Below are 19,756 nucleotides of genomic sequence, written 5' to 3'. Positions count from 1 at the left end.
CGGGCCGGAGCGGCCGCCTCCTCGATGAGCCGGAGCCGCTGCCGGGCCAGGGCGGCGGGCGGCGGCTCGTGCTCCAGTTCCTTGATGACGTGACTTGACGGTTCCGACCGGGATGCCGAGCGCGCGGGCGGCCTCCTCGTACGTCATGTCGCTCCAGGCCACCAGCAGCAGGACGTCCCGGTCGCCGCGCGGAAGCCGCGCGAGCGCGTTCAGCAGGACCGTCCGCGACCCTTGGGCGGTCAGATAGCGGGTGATCGCCTCTTCCGGTCCCTCGACGGGCCGGGCCGGGCTCTGCCGCTCCAGCGCGCGGTAGCGGCTGACCTCGGCCCTGCGGTGGCCGGAAATGAGCTTCGTCGCGATGCCCAGCAGCCAGGGCCGGGCGTCGCGGTGGCTGACGTCGTACGTGCCGCGCCTGCGGAACGCGATCAGGAACGTCTCCCCGACGAGGTCCTCGGGGAGTTCGGCGCCGAGGCGGAAGGAGATGTACCTGTACAGCGTCCCGGCGTACCGGTCGAACAGGACGGCGAACTTCTCCGGATCATCCAGGGAATCCGCGATGATCTCGGAGTCCACCACCACCGGTGACGTGTCGGTCACCATAGATGATCTGTCTTCAACACTGGACTCCCTTCGAGATGTCACCTGTGTCTTGTCACAGGAGCCCCAGGTGTTCACGGACGTTCGCCGCCGGCCCCGGTCACCTTCGGCCCGCGGCTGTGACCGGCATGAGGCTCGGAGAGCGCGTCAGAGCGTGGACACGAAGCGCCGGCAGACGTGGACTCGAGCGAATTGCGCGCGGAGCGCCTGCTCGTCCTCCAGCCTGGCATGCGAGAAGACCGCCATGGGCCGGAGCCCTGGCCGGCGCTCGCCGATGGCCCGGTCCGGTTCGCTGGGATCGGTGGAGTAGTTCGCGTAGACGTGAAGGTAGTGCTCGCTCTCGGTGAAGCCGTTGGCTCGATACCAGCGCAACGTGCCCGGATCGTCCCTCGTCCAGGCGTCGAGCGTGCGCGCGCCGAGCTCGCGGGCTCGGGCACGGGCTTCGCGGAGGAGGGCGCGGCCGATGCCCCGGCGCTGATGGTCGGGGTGGACCGCGATGGTTTCGATGGTGGCCAGGTCACCGTCGATGGCGACGTCGATGATGCCGGTAAGCGTGCCGCCGCTCTCTGCGACGCGTTCGAAGCCCGGGGCCGGGATCGTGGGTTTGCTCGTGACGACGTCGTCGAAAGAGGCGGTCGTCAGGAAGGACAGGACGCGGCAGCGCAGCCAGGCCGTCTCGTCTTCAGCGGTGTAGTCGCGGATGGCGTGGTGCAAGGCAGGGATCTCCCATGTGGTCGGCGATGTCCGGACGGCGGTGGTCGCGTCAGTGGGAGATCACGTTGGCGATTCTTCAACGTCGGCTCGGGGCCGGCAAGCGGTTTGTGCGGTCGGTTCATGCATGTGGCGCGAAGCGCGTTCCCGTGAGCCGCTGCTGGTTCACGGGAGGGCGGCGCCGCGATCGAGAGAAGACGTTTCGCCGACGGCGGCGAGCAGCACGATCGGGAACTCCGGGTCGGCCTGGCCGACCGTGAGTGCGACCCAGCGGCCGGTGCCCGGACGCCACACGGACATCTTGCTGCTGTAGGTGCTCAGCTCGTTCACCGGCTCGGGCGGTGCGGCGATCTCGTCCTCCACATACGGCCACAGATCGACGACTTCGGGACGGCCCCAGCGTGAGGTCAGCGCGGCCGCCAGCGCCTCGAAGGCGGCGGCGATCTCGTCCTCGGCGGCCTCGACGGCCTCCTCGCTGCGGTCGTCCCAGAAGTCCTGGCTGGCCGCCAGGCAGGTCACGTGGCTGCGGGGACCGCTGGAGCGATACCCCTCTCACGTCCTGCCGGGCGGCGCCAGGCGCTCTTCCTGGCTCGGGAAGGGGCGGGCCAGCAGGTGATCGATGGTGGCGAGCCGATCTTCCACGGTCATGCGGTAAGGCTATACCGGCTGCGGGCGGGCCAGATCGTCGGCAGCACGTACCTGACCGTCCTGCAGCGGTGGCGGCCGTGAGAGGCTACTTCGACTCGACGCGGGCGACGGGCGCGGCGCTGCCGGCGAGCACGGCGGTGGCGTTCGTCCAGGCGGGGTCGCCGGGGTAGAGCTCGCTGCGCAGGTACGCCCAGATGAGCGCGCGTACGGCGGCGACCCGGTCGGGGTTCTCGTCGGTGGTCTCGGCGGCGTCGAACGTGGAGATGCCGCCGAGACCGTGCTCGGCCTCGAAGAACTCCAGCAGCACCTTCGGCCCCGGCGCAGCGGTGTAGGGGTCGCGCCGCCAGTCCTGCCGGTCGGAGAAGAACGGGTTGTAGTCCTTCTCGCCGGTGACGACGAGCACCTTCGGCGTCATGCGGTCGAAGCTGGTGGTGGTGAGCTCGGCGTACGGCTCGGCCGCCGGGCCGTTCATGTCCTCGCCCCGGCCGGGGGCGGCGATCATGACGCGCGCGCCGAAGCGGTCGTCGACGGCGCCGATCGTCGCCCCGTCACGGATGAAGGTCTCGCCCGAGATCAGGCCGACCGTCTGACCGCCGGCGGAGTGGCCGACGGCGGCGATGCGGCTGCTGTCCAGGCGTCCGGCGAGGCCGGGAACGGCGCGTTCGATCTCGCCGAGGTGGTCCACGACGCGGCTGAGGTCGTCCGCACGCCACTTGAGGTACAGCGGCGCATCCGGGTCGTCGGCCTCGCGCAGGCCGAGGAACGTGGCGTCCAGGTGGGTGGGCTGGATGACGGCGAAGCCGTGCGCGGCCCAGAAGTTCACCAGCGGGCCGTACCCGTAGAAGGAGGGCACGAAGGTCGAGGGGCCGTGCCCGTGGGAGAGCACGATGACCGGCAGGTCGGTGCCGTTCACCGGAGCCGTCACGCGGACCGCCAGCGGCACCGGGCGCTGCGGCACGTCGATCAGCACGGGGTGGTACGAGAAGACGGGCTCGGGGTCGGGCGCCGGGAAGCCGGCGGCGTACGTGGACGGGTCCTTCGCAAGGTTCTTGTCGTGCGTCATGCGTCCAGCCTGCTGGAGAGCGGCCGAACTCTGAATGCTTGTCCGTGCGGATTTTCTTCGCGATAGTTCGGGGGCGTGTGTGGGTCAGTCGTCCTCGGCGGCGAGTGACGATGGTCCCGGTGGCCTGAGGCCTTCTCCTCTAGGGACGCGGCCCTCCCAGGTGGTGACCTGGAGGCGTACCACCGAGAAAGGAGGTCGCAATGAACCTGCCCGAGCGCAAGGACATCAGGTGGCCGTTCCCGGACCTGCTGGAATGGATGGAGAGCCCGATGTTCGGGTTCCGGCCGTTCGGCCAGATCGTCCGCATCGAGGACTACATCGACGACGACCGGTACGTGCTGCGTGCCGAGCTGCCGGGCATCGACCCCGACAAGGATCTCGAGGTCACGGTGGACGAGGGCATGCTGCACATCCGGGCCGAGAAGACCCGCAAGACCACCGAGGCGCACCGCTCCGAGTTCGCCTACGGGTCGCTGTCGCGGTCGGTGACGCTGCCCGCCGGGGCCAAGGCCGACGACGTCAAGGCGACGTACAAGGACGGCGTCCTGGAGGTCAGCGTGGGGCTGGCCGAGGAGAAGAAGGCCGCCGGGCGGCGCATCGCCATCGAGCACTGACGTCCGGCGTCCTGGCCGGGTGCGGGCGGGGCGTCCTGCCCGCACCCGGGCGCGTTCACCCGGGGACGCCGGCGCGCCCGGGCACGGGGAACGTCACCCCGGTCAGCTCTTCGGAGATCGCCCACAACCGCTGCTGGACGGCCATGTCGTAGGACTCGGGGCCCGGCCGCCGAGCACGGATCCCAGTGCAGGTCGTCGAAGCGGATCGCGGCGCGGAGGCGGTGGCCGCTGCTGCTGACCGTCACCACGCGCGAGCCGGGCACCGGCAGCATCAGATCCAGCAGCAGCCCGGTGAGCGCGAAGTGGCCGTCTCGAACCCCAGGCCGGTGTCGGCCCCGGTCGCCACGGCCACCCGCCCGCTCTGATCGGGGATGTCGGCGGTCGTCCAGCTCTTGCCCATGCCGGGCTCCCCTCTGACGAACCGAAGGCACCTCGTCGGCGCGCAGGGCAGCGTGCCTGAAGGCAACGTATCCGCCGAGATCGTCGCCCGCTACAAGCGCGCGTCCCTGCAGCGCCTGGAGACCGTGGCCGCGCCGGTCGGCGAACACCTGCCGGAGCGGGGCGGGAACGCGGCGCCGTCCGGCTGCTCCTGGGCGTGCCCGCCCCGCTCCCGAACGCCGATCATGCCCCCGCTGCGGTGAGTGCCGGCAGGGCGGGGTAGTCGATGTAGCCATCAGGGCCGCCCTGGTACATCAGGCCGTCGCGGACCGGGTTGACGGGGGCGCCGGTGCGCAGCCGTTCGACCAGGTCGGGGTTGGCGAGGAACGGACGGCCCAGCGCGATCAGGTCGGCTCCCGCCGTCAGCAGCTTTTCGGCTGCGTTCTTGCCTCCGTCGGCGGGGATCTGGTCCTGCGGCAGCGTCGGGTTGGCGATCAGCGTGCCGGGCCAGATCGTGCGGATGCGCTCGAAGAGCGGCCGTCCGGGATCGGCGAAAACGATGTGCAGGTACGCGAGCCCGTGGTCGGCCAGGGTCCCGGCGAGCTGCGGGTACAGAACGTCGGCGTCGGCGCCGTCGATGCCGTTGACGGTGTTGCCGGGGGAGATGCGCAGCCCCACCCGGTCGGGGCCGATGGCCTGGGCGACGGCCTCCACGACCTCCACCACGAACCGCATGCGGCCCGCCACCGAGCCGCCGTAGTCGTCGGTGCGGCGGTTGGTGTTCGGCGCGAGGAACTGGTGGAGCAGGTAGCCGTTGGCGCCGTGCACCTCGACGCCGTCGAAGCCCGCGTCGATCGCCCGGCGGGCGGCGGCGGCGAAGTCGCCGATGGTGGTGCGGATGTCCTCGAGCGTCATCTCGCGCGGCACGACCGCCTCCTTGGGGCCGGTGGGCGTGTGGATGGTGTCGGGGAGCGGGATGGGGGAGGGGGCGACGGGCGTCAGCCCGCTGTTGTCCGGGTGCCCGACGCGGCCGCCGTGCTGGATCTGCAGGAACATCGGCGCCCCGCCAGCGCTCTTCACCGCCTCGACGACCTGCCGCCATCCGGCCACGTGGGCGTCGGTGTGGATGCCGGTGGTGTTCGGGTACGTCTTGCCGACCGCGTTCGGGGTGGACGCCTCGGCGACGATCAGCCCGGCCGTGGAACGCTGGGCGTAGTAGGTGGCCATGAGCGGCGTCGCGGTACCGTCGTCGGCGGCGCGGGTGCGGGTCATCGGCGCCATGACGAGGCGGTTCTCCAAGGTCAGGGAGCCGAGCCGGTACGGGGTGAACAGGTCTGAGGTGAGTGCTGTCTCGTTCATGGCGAAACCGTAGAATGTGACACTGATGTCAGATTCAACCCCGGACGATGTGAGATAGATCATGCGAATCGGTGAGCTGGCCCGGCGGACCGGCGTGAGCGAGCGTTCCCTGCGTTACTACGAGACGCAGGGCCTGCTGACCGCCGAACGCACGCCGGGCGGCCACCGCGAATACCCCGAAAGCGCTGTTGACCGTGTCATCCGGATCCAGGAGCTGTACAGCGCGGGACTGTGCAGCTCGAAGATCGCGCAGCTGCTGCCGTGCATGGGTGACGCCGACGGCGGGCCGTCCGAGACCGCCGACGCTCAGCTGGTCGCCGACCTGACCGTCGAGCGGGAGCGCATCATGCGCCAGGTCCAGGACCTGCTCCGGTCGGTGGACGTGCTGGACGAGGTGATCGAGAGGGCCGGCGGCCGCCCGCCCGCCGCCGCTACCCAGGGCTCAGACCGTCACTAGCGACGCCAGGCGTTCATAGCTGCCACAGCAGCACTTCTTCGTCCTCGCCTGCGCTGGCCAGGTATCTGCCGTCAGGGCTGAAGGCCACCGAGAAAACGGCGCCCTTATGGCCGGCGAGCGACTGGCCGATGGGGGTCTGCCTATGAGGGTTTGGGTGGCGACGCGCCACAGTCGTGCGGTGCCGTCGCGGCTACCGGTGGCGAGGATTTTGCCGTCGGGAGGGAAGGCGACCGAGGCGATGCCTTCGGGGGCCTCGAGGGGGTCGCCGATGCTCAACGTGGGGCGCACCTCCCACAGCCGCGCGGTGTCGTCATCGCTGCCGGTGGCCAGAATTCTGCCGTCAGGGGCTGAAGGCAACGGAAAGGCCCCAGTCGCTGTGGCCAAAGGGAAGGTCGTGCAGCAGGGTGGCGGGGACGGTTGGCTTAGGCGTGGGGGCCTTCCGGGCTGGGAGAGGTTCTGATCGGCTTGGGTCCGGATCGTCCTGGTCGAAGAGGTAGTTGGCGATCGGCAGAGCGGCGACCACATCCGCGACGCCCAGCCCGGTGAGCAGACGGCGACGGGTCGGGGCCCGGTGCGACACATTAGCGACCTGTGAGTCCGTTGCGGCTTCGACCGTAGAGCGCTGCCCGAGTCCGGAAGAGCCGGGTGCGCTGGGGCTCGGGACGTGCGATGTCGTTTCGGCGATCGTGGGTTTGTCCAGCCGGATGGTGGGCCCGGACGCGGGAGGCGGGGGCGTCGGCGGTATCTCGGCGGCAGGGGCCGCTCAGCCGGTTTCGACGGCTTTTCGCATCGTGGCGGCGTCCTGGGGACGTTCTTCGGGTCCTTAGCCAGCACGGTGGCCAGCAGCCCGTCCCAGAAGGCGGCAAGATCCGGCTTCAGCCGGGAGGGCGGCTGTAGATGTGCTGGAAGCGCATGGCGGCGGGCGAGTCCGCGGTGAAGGGCGGGCGGCCGGTGAGCATCTCGTACGGCACGCATCCGGTTGAGTACAGGTCCGTGCGGGCGTCGGCGGGCCTGCCATCGGCCTGTTCCGGCGACATGTACGCAGGCGTGCCGATCCGCATCCCTGTGGAGGTCAGCCGGGTGGCCGTCTCCGACATGAGCTTGGCGATCCCGAAATCCATCACCTTCACCCTGGCTTGGCTGTCGGCGAAGTCGGCGAAGTCGGCGAAGCGGACCATGATGTCGGCGGGCTTGATGTCGCGGTGCACGATGCCGCGTCCGTGGCTGTGCTCCAGCGCTTCCAGGACGGCCGTCGCGATCTGCCCGGCCTGTGCGGGCGTGAGAGGCGTCCGCCGCAGCAGATCGCCCAGCGTCTCTCCTTCCACCAGCTCCATCACCAGGTACGGAATCGGCTCCCCATCTTGGGCGTCCTCCCCGATGTCGAAGACGGTCGCGATGTTGGGATGCGACAACCCGGCGGCCGCCCGCGCCTTCCGCCGGAACCGGGCCAGGAAATCCGCATCGCGCAACATCTGCGCAGGCAGCACCTTGACCGCCACGGTCCGCTCCAGCTCCCGGTCATGCGCTCGGTACACCACCCCCATGCCGCCCTGCCCCAACGGGTCGAGCAGCTCGTACCGACCCGACAGCGCTCTCACCACGACCCCCGTTCCCACCGCTTCTCTCCTCGATCAACGCCGGGCCCACGGACGAGGCCGTCTCTTGGGGGCAGATGAACGAGTCTCTCTGCGTGACGCCATCATGACGCGGCTTGATCATGGCAGGAAACCAAGCGACCTACCGGCCAGTAGGCCCTATTTGAGATCACTACGTCGTTCGGCCCGCGCTAGCCTGCGTGCGGCCTACGAGGACGGGCCCGATCTTGCCCTCTACCACGTGGAGCTGGGCGGCTTCAGGGCGGCCCTGAACGCGACCCTCCTTGGCAAACCGCCCGCTTTTGGCTCACATCGCACATGAGAACGGCCCCTGGTGGCGCCAGAGGCCGTTCTTGTCGTCGCGATCTGCGATCGGATCAGCAGCGTGCTTTGATGGTGTCGATCGCGGCGCCGTAAGTTTCGATGTACCTGCCGCGATGGTGGGTCGGTTTCACCTCGCGCGGGGCCTGGTCCCCATCGCTGTCCACGAAACAACCGTATGCCTCGGAAACAAACGAACCGAGGTGATCTTGTAGATAGTCAGGGAGAGGGCCGTCTTTATCCTCTCCAGGAGTCCACTTCCACATCTTTCCCGTGAAGCCCTTACCGGGCCAGAGGCAGATGGCCCCTTCTGTGCAGGGCGGGTGCGGATTGATGCCGGTGTTTTGGTAAATGTGGGTCTCTTCGATCACATTGCCATCGCCGATGATGTTGCCGTTACCCGCCGCGTTACCTTGGCCGGCCACGCTACCCTGCGCTGCCATGTTCCCCTTGGGAACATCGCTGGCTATGGGGGCGGGGTTCCGGTTGGCCGTGGCTCCCCGCGTGGTGTTGGAAGGTTCGTCAAGTGTGTACAGAGCTGCGGAGGTGGAGCCGAGGGCCAGGACCGCCACGGCTCCTATCGAAACGGAGATGGCTCCGGCGCGCGTGGTGGCTTCATCGGCGGGGACGGATGAAGCCAGGAAGGAGCCGAAAACGACCCCTAGGATCGCATAGCCGATTGCCGGAATGAACCACAGAGAGGCCAGTTTGCTCTCGCCGAAGATCTTGCTGCAATTCACTGCCGTCATGACCGTGGCGAGAGCGATGATGAGGACGACAATCCATCGTTGATGCTGATTAAGGTGCACTTTCATGCGGCCATATTGTGGTGAGCAGCATGGGCGATCTGCGCCCCGCTGATCGAGACTTTGCCTTACCTTTATCTTGGGGTTGTGCTCATAAGGTGAGATCAAGCGCCGAACTGGAAAAGGCGCTCCTTGCAGTCGATTCCGAGCGAAAGCCGCCGTTGGCGGCGTCATTCGGGTGAGCGGTCGCCGGACGACTCGACGAGTTCGGCTTCGAGTGCTTCCGGCAGGGCAGCGTCGGTGATGACAGGTCGTCGCCCAGGTTGAGTATGCGTACCTCGCCGCGATCGAACACCAGCCGGATACCGACCTCCGTCTGGATGGCGGTCGATGATGCGGTGAACCGCCCGGACCGGTCGGCCGAGGAAGCGGCTCATCAGGAAGTCCGCCGGGGCGGGACCGACGATGACTTTGCCCCACTCGTCCATGTCGTAGGAGTCGTGTGGCTGATCGAGCCTCAGCTCGAGCGGGACGGCATGCCGCCATGATGTCACTAGACGTATCAGGTGCATTCTCGCTGCGGCCGGCAGGGGCGTTGGTCCCTGCTCAGCGGTTACGTGGTGTCGGGGTCATGGGGGCTTCCGGCCCTACTCGTACGTCCTCAGCTGGGGTCGGATGGCGGTTGGCTCGGGTACCCGGGCGCGGGTGTCCACGAGTCGAAGCCATACGATGACGCTGAGTAATGAAGCGAGGCGGGGTTCGATGACGGATGAGGTGGGTGGTCGGGCGAAGCTGATGCTGGGCCTGGCCACGGTGGGGTTCGCGGTCAACTTCTGGGCCTGGGCGCTGCTCAGTCCGCTCGGCCCGCGCTACAAGGAGCTGCTCGGGCTGTCGGCGCCGCAGCAGGCGTTGCTGGTCGCGGTGCCGGTGATCGTCGGGTCGCTGGGGCGGATTCCGGTGGGCGCGTTGACCGATCGGTACGGCGGGCGGGTGATGTTTCCGCTGGTGTCGGCGGTGACCATTGTGCCGGTGCTGTTCATCGGGCTCGCCGGGCAGGCGTCGTTCACGGCGTTGCTCATCGGCGGGTTCTTTCTGGGGGTCGCGGGTACGGCGTTCGCGATCGGGGTGCCGTTCGTCAACGCCTGGTTTCCGCCGCAGCGGCGCGGGTTCGCGGTCGGGATCTTCGGCGCGGGCATGGGCGGTACGGCCATCAGCGCGCTGACCACGGTGGGGCTGGTCGAGTGGGGCGGGGCGGCGGCGCCGTTCGTCATCACGGCGGTCGTGCTGGCGGTGTACGCGGTCGTCGCGTGGCTGCTGCTGCGGGACGCGCCGGGGCGCAGCGCCACAGTGCAGCCGCTGGTCAAGCGGCTGGCGGACACAGGGCGGCTGCCGATCACCTGGCAGGCGTGCCTGCTGTACGCGGTCGCGTTCGGCGGGTACGTCGCCTTCTCCGTCTACCTGCCGACCTACCTGGAGACCGAGTACGACCTGGAGCAGGCGGACGCCGCCTACCGGATGGCCGGGTTCGTGGTGCTCGCGGTCCTGGCGCGGCCGCTGGGCGGATGGCTGTCGGACCGGTTCGGCCCGGTACGGGTGCTGGCGGGGGTGTTCGCGGTGGTCGCGGTCATGGCGGCGGTCCAGGCGCTGACGCCGCCGCTGCTGCCGGTGGGCACGGTCGCGTTCCTGTCGATGGCGGCGGCGCTCGGCGCGGGCAGCGGGGCCACGTTCGCGCTGGTGGCGCAGGTGGCTCCGGCCGACAAGGTCGGATCGGTCACCGGGCTGGTGGGGGCGGCCGGCGGGCTGGGCGGGTTCGTGCCGCCGCTGGTCATGGGGTTCATCTACGGGCGGCTCGGTTCGTACGGGCTGGGCCTGGCGCTGCTGGCGGTCACCGCCGGGCTGGCGGTGGTTCTGACCCTGACCGCGGTGCGCAGTCTCGCGGTCCGGCACGCGTCCACGACCTGAGCGTCAAAGCGCCCCTCGTCGCCTCCAGGCCGTGGAGCACGTGATCGTCAGCGGGTCGGTTCCCAGCCGCGCCGGACCGCAGGCCGGCTCTCGTCCCTGCTGCGGTACACGATGTACGGCCGGGTGAGGTAGCCGAGGGGCGCGGTGAGCATGTGCACGAGCCGGGTGAACGGCCAGATCGCGAACAGCACCAGCGCGCTGAGCGCGTGCAGCTGGAACAGCGGGGGCGCGCCCGCCATCAGGTCGGGCCGCGGCTGGAACAGGAAGATGGACCGGAACCAGGGCGAGACGGTGGTGCGGTAGTCGTAGCCGCCGCCGACGAGGTTGGCGTGCACGGTGGCGGCCAGGCCGAGGGCGATGGTGAGCGCGAGCACCGCGTACATGAGCTTGTCGTTGCGGGTGGTGGCGGTGAAGACGGGGCCGACCGTGCGGCGGCGGTAGATGAGGATGGCCAGGCCGCCCACGGTGGCGATGCCCGCGATCGTGCCGAGCACGACGGCGAGCAGGTGATAGAGGCTCTCGCTGATACCCACAGCCTCGGTCCAGGTCTTCGGGATCACCAGGCCGCCGACGTGGCCCAGCGCCACGATGAGGATGCCGAAGTGGAACAGCGGACTGCCGATGCGCAGCAGCCGCGACTCGTACATCTGGGACGAGCGCGTCGTCCAGCCGAACTTGTCGTAGCGGTAGCGCCAGAGGTGGCCGAGCACGAACACGGTCAGCGCCACGTACGGCAGCACCACCCACAGCAGGACGCTCATCGGCCCGCCTCCATGATCGCGTAGGGTTCCAGTCCGACCGCCTCGGCGGGCGGGCCTTCGGCGGCGAGCCGCAGCGCGGCCTGCCGTTCGCGCGCGCCCGCCGGGGGCAGCGTGGCCAGCACGGCGGCCACCACGTCCGCGTACGGCGAGCCCTCCTCGCGCAGCGCCGCGTGCAGCACCTCCACGCCCGCCCGATGCTCCAGCAGCAGCCGCCGGGCCTCGCGTTCCGCGCCGCGCGCCCACAGCTCGCACACCACGGCCAGGTGATCGGGCAGCTCGCCGCCGTCGAGCTCGAACCCAGCCGCCTTCACCGCGTGCTGGAACCGCAGCAGCGCCGGACCGCGCCTGCGGGTGTCGCCGTACGCGTAGTAGGTGAGGTACGGGCAGCAGCGCCGCTTGAGGTCGAACGTCGCCACGTAGTGCGCCGCCAGCGCACGAAGGTCCGTGCCCGCCACATACGCAAGGAAGGCCGACAGCCGGTCGCGTGCCTCGCCGGACGGCAGCCCGGAGACGGCCTCGCGCAGCACGCCGAGCCCGTCGCGGAGCCGCTCGTCGGGATAGCCGAGCAGCACCGAGGCCACCATGTGGACGGTCCGCGCGCTCATTTCCTCCTCCTCTTGGGGAACAGGCCGTCCGGGGTGCCCTTGCCGTCCCAGTTGAGCAGGTTCACCCGGCCGCGCAGCTCGTCGGCGTCGTCCAGGTCGTCGCCCTGCTGACGTTCGCGCAGGGCGTGGAAGCTCTCCACCGCGACCGGGGCGGGCCGCCCGGACGCCTCGCCGAAGGGGCCGTTCATGCCGGGGCCGCCCTCGTAGTCGAGGCTGCACCCCAGCTCCTCCAGCCCGGCGGCCTGCTCGGCGTGCGCCGTGGGGATGACGTACCGTTCGGCGTACGGGGCCAGCGCGAGCAGCCGGTGCATGCCCTCGACCTGCGGGCCGGTCATGCCGGCGGCGCGCGCGATCGACTCGTCGGGCTCCTGGCCGAGGTTGAGCCGTCGCATGTACGAGCGCATCGCGGCCAGCCTGCGCAGCACCGTGCGCACCGGAGCAGGGTCGCCGGCGGTGAACAGCTCGGCCAGGTAGCCCACCGGGATGCGCAGCGCGTCGATGGCGCCGAACAAATTCCCTGCGTCCTCGCCGTCGTGCCCGGTGGCGGCGAGCACGTCCACGACGGGGGACAGCGGCGGGATGTACCAGACCATCGGCATCGTGCGGTACTCCGGATGCAGCGGCAGCGCCACCCCGTACTCGAAGATCAGCCGGTGGATCGGCGATTCGCGGGCGGCGTCCAGCCAGTCGTCGGGGATGCCGGAGTCGCGGGCGGCGGCGATGACGGCGGGGTCGCGCGGGTCGAGCAGCACACCCTTCTGCGCCTCGTACAGGTCGCGCTCGTCGGGCACGGAGGCGGCCTCGGCGACGCGGTCGGCGTCGTACAGCACCAGGCCGATGTAGCGCAGCCGCCCGACGCACGTCTCCGAGCAGACCGTGGGGATGCCGACCTCGACGCGCGGGAAGCAGAACGTGCACTTCTCCGCCTTGCCGGTGCGGTGGTTGAAGTACACCTTCTTGTACGGGCATCCGGTCACGCACATCCGCCACCCCCGGCAGCGGTCCTGATCGACCAGCACGATGCCGTCCTCCGACCGCTTGTACAGCGCCCCCGACGGGCAGGAGGCCACGCAGGACGGGTTGAGGCAGTGCTCGCAGATGCGCGGCAGGTAGAACATGAACGCCCGCTCGAACTCCAGCCTCACCTGCTCCGACACCTTGCGCAGCACCGGGTCGGGCGAGGGGTCGCCGGCCAGGTCGTCGTCCCAGTTCGCGCTCCAGCCGATCTTCATGGGCTTGCCGCTGATGAGCGAGCGGGGCCGCGCCACCGGGGTGTCGTCCTGGAGGGGAGCGGAGAAGAGCCGGTCGTAGTCGTACGTCCAGGGCTCGTAGTAGTCCTGGATGGACGGCATGAGCGGGTTCGCGAAGATCGTCAGGAGCTTTCTGAACCGGCCGCCGGCCTTGAGCGTGAGGCGGCCGCGCCGGTTCAGCTCCCAGCCGCCCTTCCACCGCTCCTGGTCCTGGTAGCGGCGGGGATAGCCCTGTCCTGGCCGGGTCTCGACGTTGTTGAACCAGACGTACTCGGTGCCCGCCCGGTTGGTCCACGCCTGCTTGCAGGTGACCGAGCAGGTGTGGCAGCCGATGCACTTGTCGAGGTTCATCACCATGGCGAGCTGTGCCATCACGCGCATCAGTAGTCGACCTCCTGGCCGCGGCGGCGGATCACGGTGATCTCGTCGCGCTGGTTGCCGGTCGGGCCCAGATAGTTGAAGGCGAAGCTGAGCTGGGCGTATCCGCCGATCAGATGGGTGGGCTTGACGAGGAGCCGGGTGAGCGAGTTGTGGATGCCGCCGCGCAGCCCGGACGTCTCGCTCTTGGGCACGTCCACCACGCGTTCCTGGGCGTGGTACATGTACACCGTGCCCTCCGGCATGCGGTGCGAGACCACCGCGCGGGCCACCACGACGCCGTTGCGGTTGACCGCCTCCACCCAGTCGTTGTCGCCGATGCCGGCCTTCGCGGCGTCGGCCGGGCTCATCCAGATCGTCGGCCCGCCCCGCGACAGCGTCAGCATGAGCAGGTTGTCCTGGTACTCGGAGTGGATGGACCACTTGGAATGCGGGGTCAGGTAGCGGACGACGACACCTTCGACGACGCCCTGCTCGCTTTGCTCGCCGAGCGGCGGCTCGCCGAAGAGCGCGGTCATGTTCAGCGGCGGCCGGTAGACGGGCAGCGCCTCGCCCGCCTCGTGCATCCAGTGGTGGTCGAGGTAGAAGTGCTGGCGGCCGGTGAGGGTGTGCCAGGGCTTGCGGTGCTCGACGTTGATGGTGAACGGCGCGTAGCGCCGCCCGCCGCTCTCGCTGCCCGACCACTCCGGCGAGGTGATCACCGGGACGGGTCTGGCCTGGGTGTCGGCGAACGTGATCTGCCGGTGCTCGTCGGCCAGCCCGTCGAACGACGTGCCGGTCCGCCGGGCCAGCGTGGCGAAGCCCTGGGCGGCCAGGCGGCCGTTGGTAGTGCCCGACAGCGCCAGGATGGCCTCGCACAGGTCGCGGTCGCGGGCCAGCGACGGGCGGCCGTTGGGTGCGGTGCCGGTCATGCGGGCCAGCCGGTCGATCTCGCCGGACACGTCGTACGTCAGGCCCTTGGTGGTCGCGCCGAGCCGCTCCAGCAGCGGGCCCAGCGAGGCCATCTTCTCCGCGACCGCCCCGTAGTCGCGCTCCACCACGACCACCTTGGGGAAGTCCCGGCCCGGCGTGGGCGGCCGGCCGGTGGCGCGCCAGTCATGGACCCGGCCGTGCGGGGTGGCCAGCTCGTCGGGGGTGTCGTGCAGCAGCGGCAGGGCCACCAGATCGTTGCGCGTGCCCAGGTGGGTGCGGGCCAGGTCGCTGAACGCGCGGGCGATGGCGTGGAAGGCGGCGAAGTCCGTACGGGTCTGCCAGGGCGGGTCGATGGCGGGGGTGAACGCGTGCACGAACGGGTGCATGTCGGTCGAGGACAGATCGTGCTTCTCGTACCAGGTGGCGGCCGGGAGCACGATGTCGGAGAACAGCGTCGTGGACGTCATCCGGAAGTCCAGCGACAGCAGCAGGTCCAGCTTGCCGCGCGGCGCCTCGTCCACCCACGCAACGTCGCCGGGGCGCCGGTCGGGCGGGGCTTCTTGGGCGCGTACGGCGGAGTCCGCGCCCAGCAGGTGCCGCAGGAAGTACTCGTTGCCCTTGGCCGAGGAGCCCAGCAGGTTCGCCCGCCACACCGTCAGCACGCGCGGCCAGTTGCCCGGCGCGTCGGGGTCCTCGCAGGCGAAGCCGAGCCGCCCGGCCGCGACCTCACCCGCCACGTACGCCGCCGGGCCGTCGCCGGCTGCGCCGGCCTCGTCGGCCAGGTCGAGCGGGTTGCGGTCGAACGTCGGATACGACGGCATCCAGCCGAGCCTGGCGGACTGCGCCAGCAGGTCGGCGGTGGCCTTCCCGGCGAACGCGCCGTCGGCGAGCGGCGAGGAGACGGCGTCGGCGCTGTAGGTGTCGTAGCGCCACTGGCAGGTGTGCAGGTACCAGTAGGCGGTGCCGATCATCTGCCGGGGCGGGCGTTGCCAGTCCAGCCCGAACGCGAGCTGCGCCCACCCGGTGATCGGCCGGCACTTCTCCTGCCCGACGTAGTGGGCCCAGCCGCCGCCGTTGACGCCCTGGCAGCCGGTCAGCGTGGTCAGCGCCAGCATGGCCCGGTAGATGGTGTCGGAGTGGAACCAGTGGTTGGTCCCCGCCCCCATGATGATCATCGAGCGGCCGCCCGACTGTTCGGCGTTCGCGGCGAACTCCCTGGCGATCCTGGCCGCCGCCCGCGCCGGCACGCCGGTGATCTGCTCCTGCCAGGCCGGCGTGTACGGCTCCGCCGCGTCCTCGTACCCCGACGGCCAGCGCCCCGGCAGCCCGTCGCGGGCCACGCCGTACTGGGCGAGCAGCAGGTCGTAGACCGTGGTGACGAGGTGGCCGCCGACCCGCCGTACCGGAACGCCCCGCTCCAGCACGCCGCCGCCGTCGTCGAAGCGGGGGAGCGCGACCGGCACTGCCTCGCCCCCGTAGACGGTCAGCAGCGGGTCCACGCCGTCCAGGTCGAGGTTCCAGCGGCCCTCACCCCGCTCGGAGTAGCGGAAGGCGAGCGAGCCGTTCGGCACGGCCGGCGCGCCGGTGCGCGCGTCCAGCAGCACCGTCGCGAACGCCCCCTCCGGCCGGTCCAGTTCGGCCGCGGTGAGGAACGTGTCCGGCACGTACGTCCCGCCGCGCTCGCGCAGCCTGACCAGGAACGGCAGGTCCGTGAAGCGCTTGACGTACTCGGTGAACGCGGGCGTGGCGCGGTCGGCGAAGAACTCCTTGAGGATCACGTGGCCCATCGCCATGGCCAGCGCGCCGTCCGTGCCGGGGCGCGGGGCCAGCCACTCGTCGGCGAACTTCGCGGCGTCGCTGTAGTCGGGCGCGAGCACCACCACCTTCTGCCCGCGGTAGCGCGCCTCGGCCATGTAGTGGGCGTCGGGTGTGCGGGTGACCGGCACGTTGGAGCCCCACAGCATCAGGTACGCCGCGTCCCACCAGTCGGCCGACTCCGGCACGTCCGTCTGGTCGCCGAACACCTGCGGCGAGGCCACCGGCAGGTCGGCGTACCAGTCGTAGAACGACAGCATCGCGCCGCCGATCAGCGAGATGAACCGGGCGCCGACCGCGTGCGAGGCCATCGACATGGCCGGGATCGGGGAGAAGCCCGCGATCCGGTCGGGTCCGTACGTCTTGATCGTGTGCACGTGCGCCGCCGCGATGATCTCGCACGCCTCGTCCCACGTGATCCGGACCAGCCCGCCCTTGCCCCGGACGGACTGGTAGCGGCGCCGCTTGTCCGGGTCGGAGGTGATTTCCGCCCACGCCGCGACCGGGTCGCCCAGCCGCGCCTTCGCCTCCCGGTACAGCTCGACCAGGACGCCGCGCGCGTACGGGTAGCGCACGCGGGTGGGGGAGTAGGTGTACCAGGAGAACGCCGCGCCCCTGGGGCAGCCGCGCGGCTCGTACTCCGGCCGGTCGCCGCCCACGCTCGGGTAGTCGGTCTGCTGCGCCTCCCAGGTGATGATGCCGTCCTTGACGTACACCTTCCACGAGCACGAGCCGGTGCAGTTCACGCCGTGCGTGGAGCGGACCACCTTGTCATGGCTCCACCGGTCCCGGTAGAAGTCGTCCGCCTGCCTGCCGCCCACCTGGTAGAGGGCGCGGAGGTCCGGCGAGACCGTGCCCGGCCGCAGGTGGCGGCCCATCCGCAGCAGCGCGTCGCTGACCGGTCCATCCATCCCCGCCATGTCTTTCGCCCCTGCCGTCACCGATCTGACACGTTCCGTTACCTAGCCCGCCGGCGGCGGGAGAAACGTGGCTCGCCATCCTCGCGGATGCCTTTCTCCTCACCCTTGCCGATCAGGGCGGCGGGCACGGCGGCCGAAGGGCCTCCCGGTGGAGGACCAAGGTCCCTTCGGGCGGGGCCTGACGCCCCTGGGGAGCGGGCCGGGCCGTGCAGCAGCCTGACCGGCATGGACGTCCTTGATCTCTCCCGCTGGCAGTTCGGCGTCACGACCGTCTACCACTTCCTGTTCGTGCCCCTCACCATCGGGCTGTCGATCATCGTGGCCGGGCTGCAGACCGCCTGGCACCGGACGGGGAGACCGGAGTACCTGAAGCTGACCCGGTTCTGGGCCGGCTCTTTCTCATCAACTTCGCGATGGGCGTGGTGACCGGCATCGTGCAGGAGTTCCAGTTCGGGATGAACTGGAGCGCCTACTCCAGGTTCGTCGGTGACGTGTTCGGAGCGCCGCTGGCCATGGAAGGGCTGCTGGCCTTCTTCCTGGAGTCCACCTTCCTCGGCCTGTGGATCTTCGGCTGGGACCGGCTGCCGCGCCGGGTGCACCTGGCCACGATCTGGCTGGCCGCCATCGGCACGAACATCTCGGCGTACTTCATCCTCGCCGCCAACTCCTGGATGCAGCATCCCGTCGGCTACCGGATCGCCGGTGGGCGGGCCGAACTGACCGACATCTGGGCGGTGCTCACCAACTCCACCACCCTGGTCACCTTCCCGCACGTCATCTTCGGCGCGTTCCTGACCGCGGCGGCCTTCGTGCTCGGTGTCAGCGCCTGGTTCCTGCTCCACAAACGCGACCAGCCGCTCTTTCGCACCTCCGCCAGGATGGCGCTCGTCGTCGCGCTCGTCTCGGCCGTGGGCGTGGCGTTCTCCGGCCACTGGCAGGCGCAGATCATGACCGAGCAGCAGCCGATGAAGATGGCCGCCGCCGAGGCGCTGTGGGAGGACGAGACGTCGGCCGGGTTCTCGCTGTTCGCGATCGGTGACGTGGAGAACGGCCGCAACCACGTCAACCTGCAGATCCCGTACGGCCTCAGCCTGCTGGCCACCAACAGCCTGGACGGCAAGGTCGAGGGGATCAATGACATCCAGGCCCGCTACCAGGCCCTTTACGGTCCCGGCGACTACCGGCCGGTCGTGGGCCTGGCGTACTGGTCGTTCCGCCTGATGATCGGGTTCGGTGCGCTGTCGGCGCTGCTCGCGGCCGCCGGGCTCTGGCTGACCCGGCGCGGCAGGCTCCCGTCAGGCCGCTGGGCCTACCGGCTGGCCATCGCCGGGATTGGGCTGCCCTTCCTGGCCAACACCCTGGGGTGGATCTTCACCGAGATGGGCCGCCAGCCGTGGACGGTCTTCGGCATCATGCGCACTGCCGCCGCGGTCTCGCCCACCGCGGACGTCACGTCGGTGGCCATCACGCTCGCCGGCTTCACCCTGGTCTACGCCGTGCTCGCGGCGATCGAGGTGCGGCTGCTGATCAAGTTCATCCGCATCGGGCCGGACGAGCAGGCAGAACAGGAAACCTCCGTCCCCGCACTCAGCTACTGACAAGGACATCACCGTCATGGAACTGACCACCGTCTGGTTCGTGCTGATCGCCGTGCTGTGGACCGGCTACTTCCTGCTGGAGGGCTTCGACTTCGGCGTCGGCGTGCTGCTGCCGTTCCTGAGCAGGGACGAGGCGGACCGGCGCGTCATCGTCCGCTCGATCGGGCCCGTCTGGGACGGCAACGAGGTGTGGCTGCTGGTGGCGGGCGGGGCGACGTTCGCCGCGTTCCCCGAGTGGTACGCCACCCTGTTCAGCGGCTTCTACCTGCCTTTGTTCCTCATCCTGCTGGCGCTCATCGCGCGTGGCGTGGCGCTGGAGTATCGCGGCAAGTCCGGCAGCCCGCGCGGCTGGGACCGGGCCTTCTTCTGGGGGTCGCTCGGCCCGGCCTTCCTGTGGGGCGTGGCGTTCGCCAACATCGTGCGCGGGGTGCCGCTGGACGCCCGCCACGAGTACACCGGCACCCTGTTCACCCTGCTCAACCCGTTCGCGCTGCTCGGCGGGCTCGCCACGCTGCTGCTGTGCACCTCGCACGGCGCGGTCTTCCTCGCCCTGCGCACCACCGGCGAACTGCGTGCGGCCGCCTCGCGGGCGGCGAGGAGCCTGGCGCCGGCGACGATCGTGGTGGTGATGGCGTTCCTGCTCACCATCGGCGGACCGCGGCCCGTCCTGGAGGGCGCCTGGTGGGCGGCGGTGGCGCTGGCGGCGCTCGGCCTGCTGGGCGCGACGGCGGCGACGCTGCGCGGCCGCGACGGCTGGGCCTTCACCGCGAGCGCGGTCGCCGTGGTCGCGGTGGTGGCCGGCCTGTTCGTCAGGTTGTTCCCGAACGTGCTGCCCGCGCTCGACCCGGCCAACAGCCTGACCGTGACCAACGCCGCCTCCACGCCGTACACGCTCACGGTGATGACCTGGGTGGCGGCCATCTTCACGCCCGTGGTGCTGGCCTACCAGGCGTGGACGTACTGGGTCTTCCGCCGCCGGCTCACCGGGCCGCCCGCCGGCTCCCGGTGAGAAGGCCCCCTCTCCCGGGGAACCACGGCGTCTGACCCGAGCCGGCGGCGCGGCGGT

18 protein-coding genes and 3 pseudogenes are annotated in these 19,756 nt (G+C 70.2%); 7 read left to right on the top strand and 14 right to left on the bottom strand.

Annotated features, from left to right (window positions below):
• Positions 1-96 precede the first annotated feature (96 nt).
• Positions 97-483: pseudogene (locus tag ACFMQL_RS36640) on the bottom strand (RNA polymerase sigma factor); the annotation flags it as partial.
• Between ACFMQL_RS36640 and ACFMQL_RS36635 the strand changes: the two are divergent.
• Complete coding sequence (locus tag ACFMQL_RS36635; RefSeq protein WP_378789377.1) at positions 388-585, top strand: hypothetical protein; 198 nt, start codon at positions 388-390, stop codon at positions 583-585. The pseudogene ACFMQL_RS36640 and the gene ACFMQL_RS36635 overlap by 96 nt on opposite strands.
• Before the next feature lie 159 nt (positions 586-744).
• Here the strand turns inward: ACFMQL_RS36635 and ACFMQL_RS36630 are convergent, their stop codons facing one another.
• The 3 genes from ACFMQL_RS36630 to ACFMQL_RS36620 form a co-directional block, all read right to left on the bottom strand.
• Entirely contained in the window at positions 745-1,311 is a 567-nt protein-coding gene (locus ACFMQL_RS36630) for a GNAT family N-acetyltransferase (protein ID WP_378789375.1), read from the bottom strand.
• A gap of 162 nt (positions 1,312-1,473) precedes the next feature.
• Entirely contained in the window at positions 1,474-1,827 is a 354-nt protein-coding gene (locus ACFMQL_RS36625; RefSeq protein WP_364070599.1) for a hypothetical protein, read from the bottom strand.
• A 214-nt stretch (positions 1,828-2,041) separates the two neighbouring features.
• On the bottom strand, positions 2,042-3,019 hold the full coding sequence (locus ACFMQL_RS36620) for an alpha/beta hydrolase family protein (protein ID WP_378789373.1): 978 nt from the start codon (positions 3,017-3,019) through the stop codon (positions 2,042-2,044).
• Between the two features lie 200 nt (positions 3,020-3,219).
• On the opposite strand from ACFMQL_RS36620, the gene ACFMQL_RS36615 reads away from it, so the two are divergent.
• Positions 3,220-3,633 carry an Hsp20/alpha crystallin family protein gene (locus tag ACFMQL_RS36615; RefSeq protein ID WP_364070603.1) on the top strand — a complete coding sequence of 138 codons (414 nt, stop codon included), beginning with the start codon at positions 3,220-3,222 and terminating at the stop codon, positions 3,631-3,633.
• A 271-nt stretch (positions 3,634-3,904) separates the two neighbouring features.
• Here the strand turns inward: ACFMQL_RS36615 and ACFMQL_RS36610 are convergent, their stop codons facing one another.
• Positions 3,905-4,033, bottom strand: coding sequence for a hypothetical protein (locus ACFMQL_RS36610; protein ID WP_364070606.1), 129 nt, complete (start codon positions 4,031-4,033; stop codon positions 3,905-3,907).
• Between ACFMQL_RS36610 and ACFMQL_RS36605 the strand changes: the two genes are divergently transcribed.
• Positions 4,005-4,274: a hypothetical protein gene (locus ACFMQL_RS36605; RefSeq protein WP_378789371.1), complete on the top strand. Its 270-nt coding sequence runs from the start codon at positions 4,005-4,007 to the stop codon at positions 4,272-4,274. The two genes, ACFMQL_RS36610 and ACFMQL_RS36605, sit on opposite strands and share 29 nt — an antisense overlap.
• Here the strand turns inward: ACFMQL_RS36605 and ACFMQL_RS36600 are convergent.
• Positions 4,255-5,370 (bottom strand): alkene reductase, encoded by a 1,116-nt coding sequence (locus ACFMQL_RS36600; protein ID WP_364070612.1) that lies wholly within the window; start codon positions 5,368-5,370, stop codon positions 4,255-4,257. The genes ACFMQL_RS36605 and ACFMQL_RS36600 overlap by 20 nt on opposite strands.
• 61 nt (positions 5,371-5,431) lie before the next feature.
• Between ACFMQL_RS36600 and ACFMQL_RS36595 the strand changes: the two genes are divergently transcribed.
• Positions 5,432-5,827 carry a MerR family transcriptional regulator gene (locus ACFMQL_RS36595; RefSeq protein WP_364070614.1) on the top strand — a complete coding sequence of 132 codons (396 nt, stop codon included), beginning with the start codon at positions 5,432-5,434 and terminating at the stop codon, positions 5,825-5,827.
• A gap of 13 nt (positions 5,828-5,840) precedes the next feature.
• Here the strand turns inward: ACFMQL_RS36595 and ACFMQL_RS36590 are convergent, their stop codons facing one another.
• The 4 genes and pseudogenes from ACFMQL_RS36590 to ACFMQL_RS36575 form a co-directional block, all read right to left on the bottom strand.
• Positions 5,841-5,996, bottom strand: a complete 156-nt coding sequence (locus ACFMQL_RS36590; protein ID WP_364070617.1) for a WD40 repeat domain-containing protein — start codon at positions 5,994-5,996, stop codon at positions 5,841-5,843.
• Between the two features lie 8 nt (positions 5,997-6,004).
• Positions 6,005-6,352, bottom strand: a pseudogene (locus tag ACFMQL_RS36585) (WD40 repeat domain-containing protein); the annotation flags it as partial.
• A 350-nt stretch (positions 6,353-6,702) separates the two neighbouring features.
• Positions 6,703-7,443: a protein kinase gene (locus ACFMQL_RS36580; protein WP_378789369.1), complete on the bottom strand. Its 741-nt coding sequence runs from the start codon at positions 7,441-7,443 to the stop codon at positions 6,703-6,705.
• 356 nt (positions 7,444-7,799) lie between these two features.
• A complete protein-coding gene (locus tag ACFMQL_RS36575) occupies positions 7,800-8,558 on the bottom strand; it encodes a peptidase inhibitor family I36 protein (RefSeq protein WP_364070646.1) in 759 nt (252 codons plus the stop codon).
• 693 nt (positions 8,559-9,251) lie between these two features.
• Between ACFMQL_RS36575 and ACFMQL_RS36570 the strand changes: the two genes are divergently transcribed.
• A complete protein-coding gene (locus tag ACFMQL_RS36570; protein WP_364070649.1) occupies positions 9,252-10,451 on the top strand; it encodes an MFS transporter in 1,200 nt (399 codons plus the stop codon).
• A gap of 47 nt (positions 10,452-10,498) precedes the next feature.
• On the opposite strand, the gene narI is transcribed toward ACFMQL_RS36570, so the two are convergent.
• From narI to ACFMQL_RS36550, 4 genes are read right to left on the bottom strand one after another with little or no spacing between them, the layout of a single operon-like run.
• Positions 10,499-11,212 (bottom strand): respiratory nitrate reductase subunit gamma, encoded by a 714-nt coding sequence (gene narI, locus ACFMQL_RS36565; protein WP_364070651.1) that lies wholly within the window; start codon positions 11,210-11,212, stop codon positions 10,499-10,501.
• Complete coding sequence (gene narJ / locus ACFMQL_RS36560; RefSeq protein WP_378789366.1) at positions 11,209-11,817, bottom strand: nitrate reductase molybdenum cofactor assembly chaperone; 609 nt, start codon at positions 11,815-11,817, stop codon at positions 11,209-11,211. Before narJ ends, narI begins: the two co-directional genes overlap by 4 nt.
• Entirely contained in the window at positions 11,814-13,448 is a 1,635-nt protein-coding gene (gene narH, locus ACFMQL_RS36555; RefSeq protein ID WP_378789365.1) for a nitrate reductase subunit beta, read from the bottom strand. Before narH ends, narJ begins: the two co-directional genes overlap by 4 nt.
• Positions 13,448-17,092, bottom strand: a complete 3,645-nt coding sequence (locus ACFMQL_RS36550; protein WP_378789363.1) for a nitrate reductase subunit alpha — start codon at positions 17,090-17,092, stop codon at positions 13,448-13,450. Before ACFMQL_RS36550 ends, narH begins: the two co-directional genes overlap by 1 nt.
• Before the next feature lie 225 nt (positions 17,093-17,317).
• Between ACFMQL_RS36550 and ACFMQL_RS36545 the strand changes: the two are divergent.
• Positions 17,318-18,690: pseudogene (locus ACFMQL_RS36545) on the top strand (cytochrome ubiquinol oxidase subunit I).
• A 16-nt stretch (positions 18,691-18,706) separates the two neighbouring features.
• Entirely contained in the window at positions 18,707-19,699 is a 993-nt protein-coding gene (gene cydB / locus ACFMQL_RS36540) for a cytochrome d ubiquinol oxidase subunit II (protein ID WP_378789362.1), read from the top strand.
• Positions 19,700-19,756: the final 57 nt, after the last annotated feature.

The organism is Nonomuraea fastidiosa (genome assembly GCF_042751225.1).
GTDB classification, from domain to species: domain Bacteria; phylum Actinomycetota; class Actinomycetes; order Streptosporangiales; family Streptosporangiaceae; genus Nonomuraea; species Nonomuraea fastidiosa.
Note: the sequence above shows the minus strand (reverse complement) of the source record. Positions and strands in the feature narration are given on the sequence as shown.

Bases quoted from the DNA above. Each gene is read 5' to 3' on its own strand.
- ACFMQL_RS36620 (WP_378789373.1), bottom strand. From the start codon at position 3,019: ATGACGCACGACAAGAACCTTGCGAAGGACCCGTCCACGTACGCCGCC.
- ACFMQL_RS36615 (WP_364070603.1), top strand. From the start codon at position 3,220: ATGAACCTGCCCGAGCGCAAGGACATCAGGTGGCCGTTCCCGGACCTG.
- ACFMQL_RS36605 (WP_378789371.1), top strand. From the start codon at position 4,005: ATGTCGGCGGTCGTCCAGCTCTTGCCCATGCCGGGCTCCCCTCTGACG.
- ACFMQL_RS36610 (WP_364070606.1), bottom strand. From the start codon at position 4,033: ATGGGCAAGAGCTGGACGACCGCCGACATCCCCGATCAGAGCGGGCGG.
- ACFMQL_RS36600 (WP_364070612.1), bottom strand. From the start codon at position 5,370: ATGAACGAGACAGCACTCACCTCAGACCTGTTCACCCCGTACCGGCTC.
- ACFMQL_RS36595 (WP_364070614.1), top strand. From the start codon at position 5,432: ATGCGAATCGGTGAGCTGGCCCGGCGGACCGGCGTGAGCGAGCGTTCC.
- ACFMQL_RS36575 (WP_364070646.1), bottom strand. From the start codon at position 8,558: ATGAAAGTGCACCTTAATCAGCATCAACGATGGATTGTCGTCCTCATC.
- ACFMQL_RS36570 (WP_364070649.1), top strand. From the start codon at position 9,252: ATGACGGATGAGGTGGGTGGTCGGGCGAAGCTGATGCTGGGCCTGGCC.
- narI (WP_364070651.1), bottom strand. From the start codon at position 11,212: ATGAGCGTCCTGCTGTGGGTGGTGCTGCCGTACGTGGCGCTGACCGTG.
- narJ (WP_378789366.1), bottom strand. From the start codon at position 11,817: ATGAGCGCGCGGACCGTCCACATGGTGGCCTCGGTGCTGCTCGGCTAT.
- narH (WP_378789365.1), bottom strand. From the start codon at position 13,448: ATGCGCGTGATGGCACAGCTCGCCATGGTGATGAACCTCGACAAGTGC.
- ACFMQL_RS36550 (WP_378789363.1), bottom strand. From the start codon at position 17,092: ATGGCGGGGATGGATGGACCGGTCAGCGACGCGCTGCTGCGGATGGGC.
- cydB (WP_378789362.1), top strand. From the start codon at position 18,707: ATGGAACTGACCACCGTCTGGTTCGTGCTGATCGCCGTGCTGTGGACC.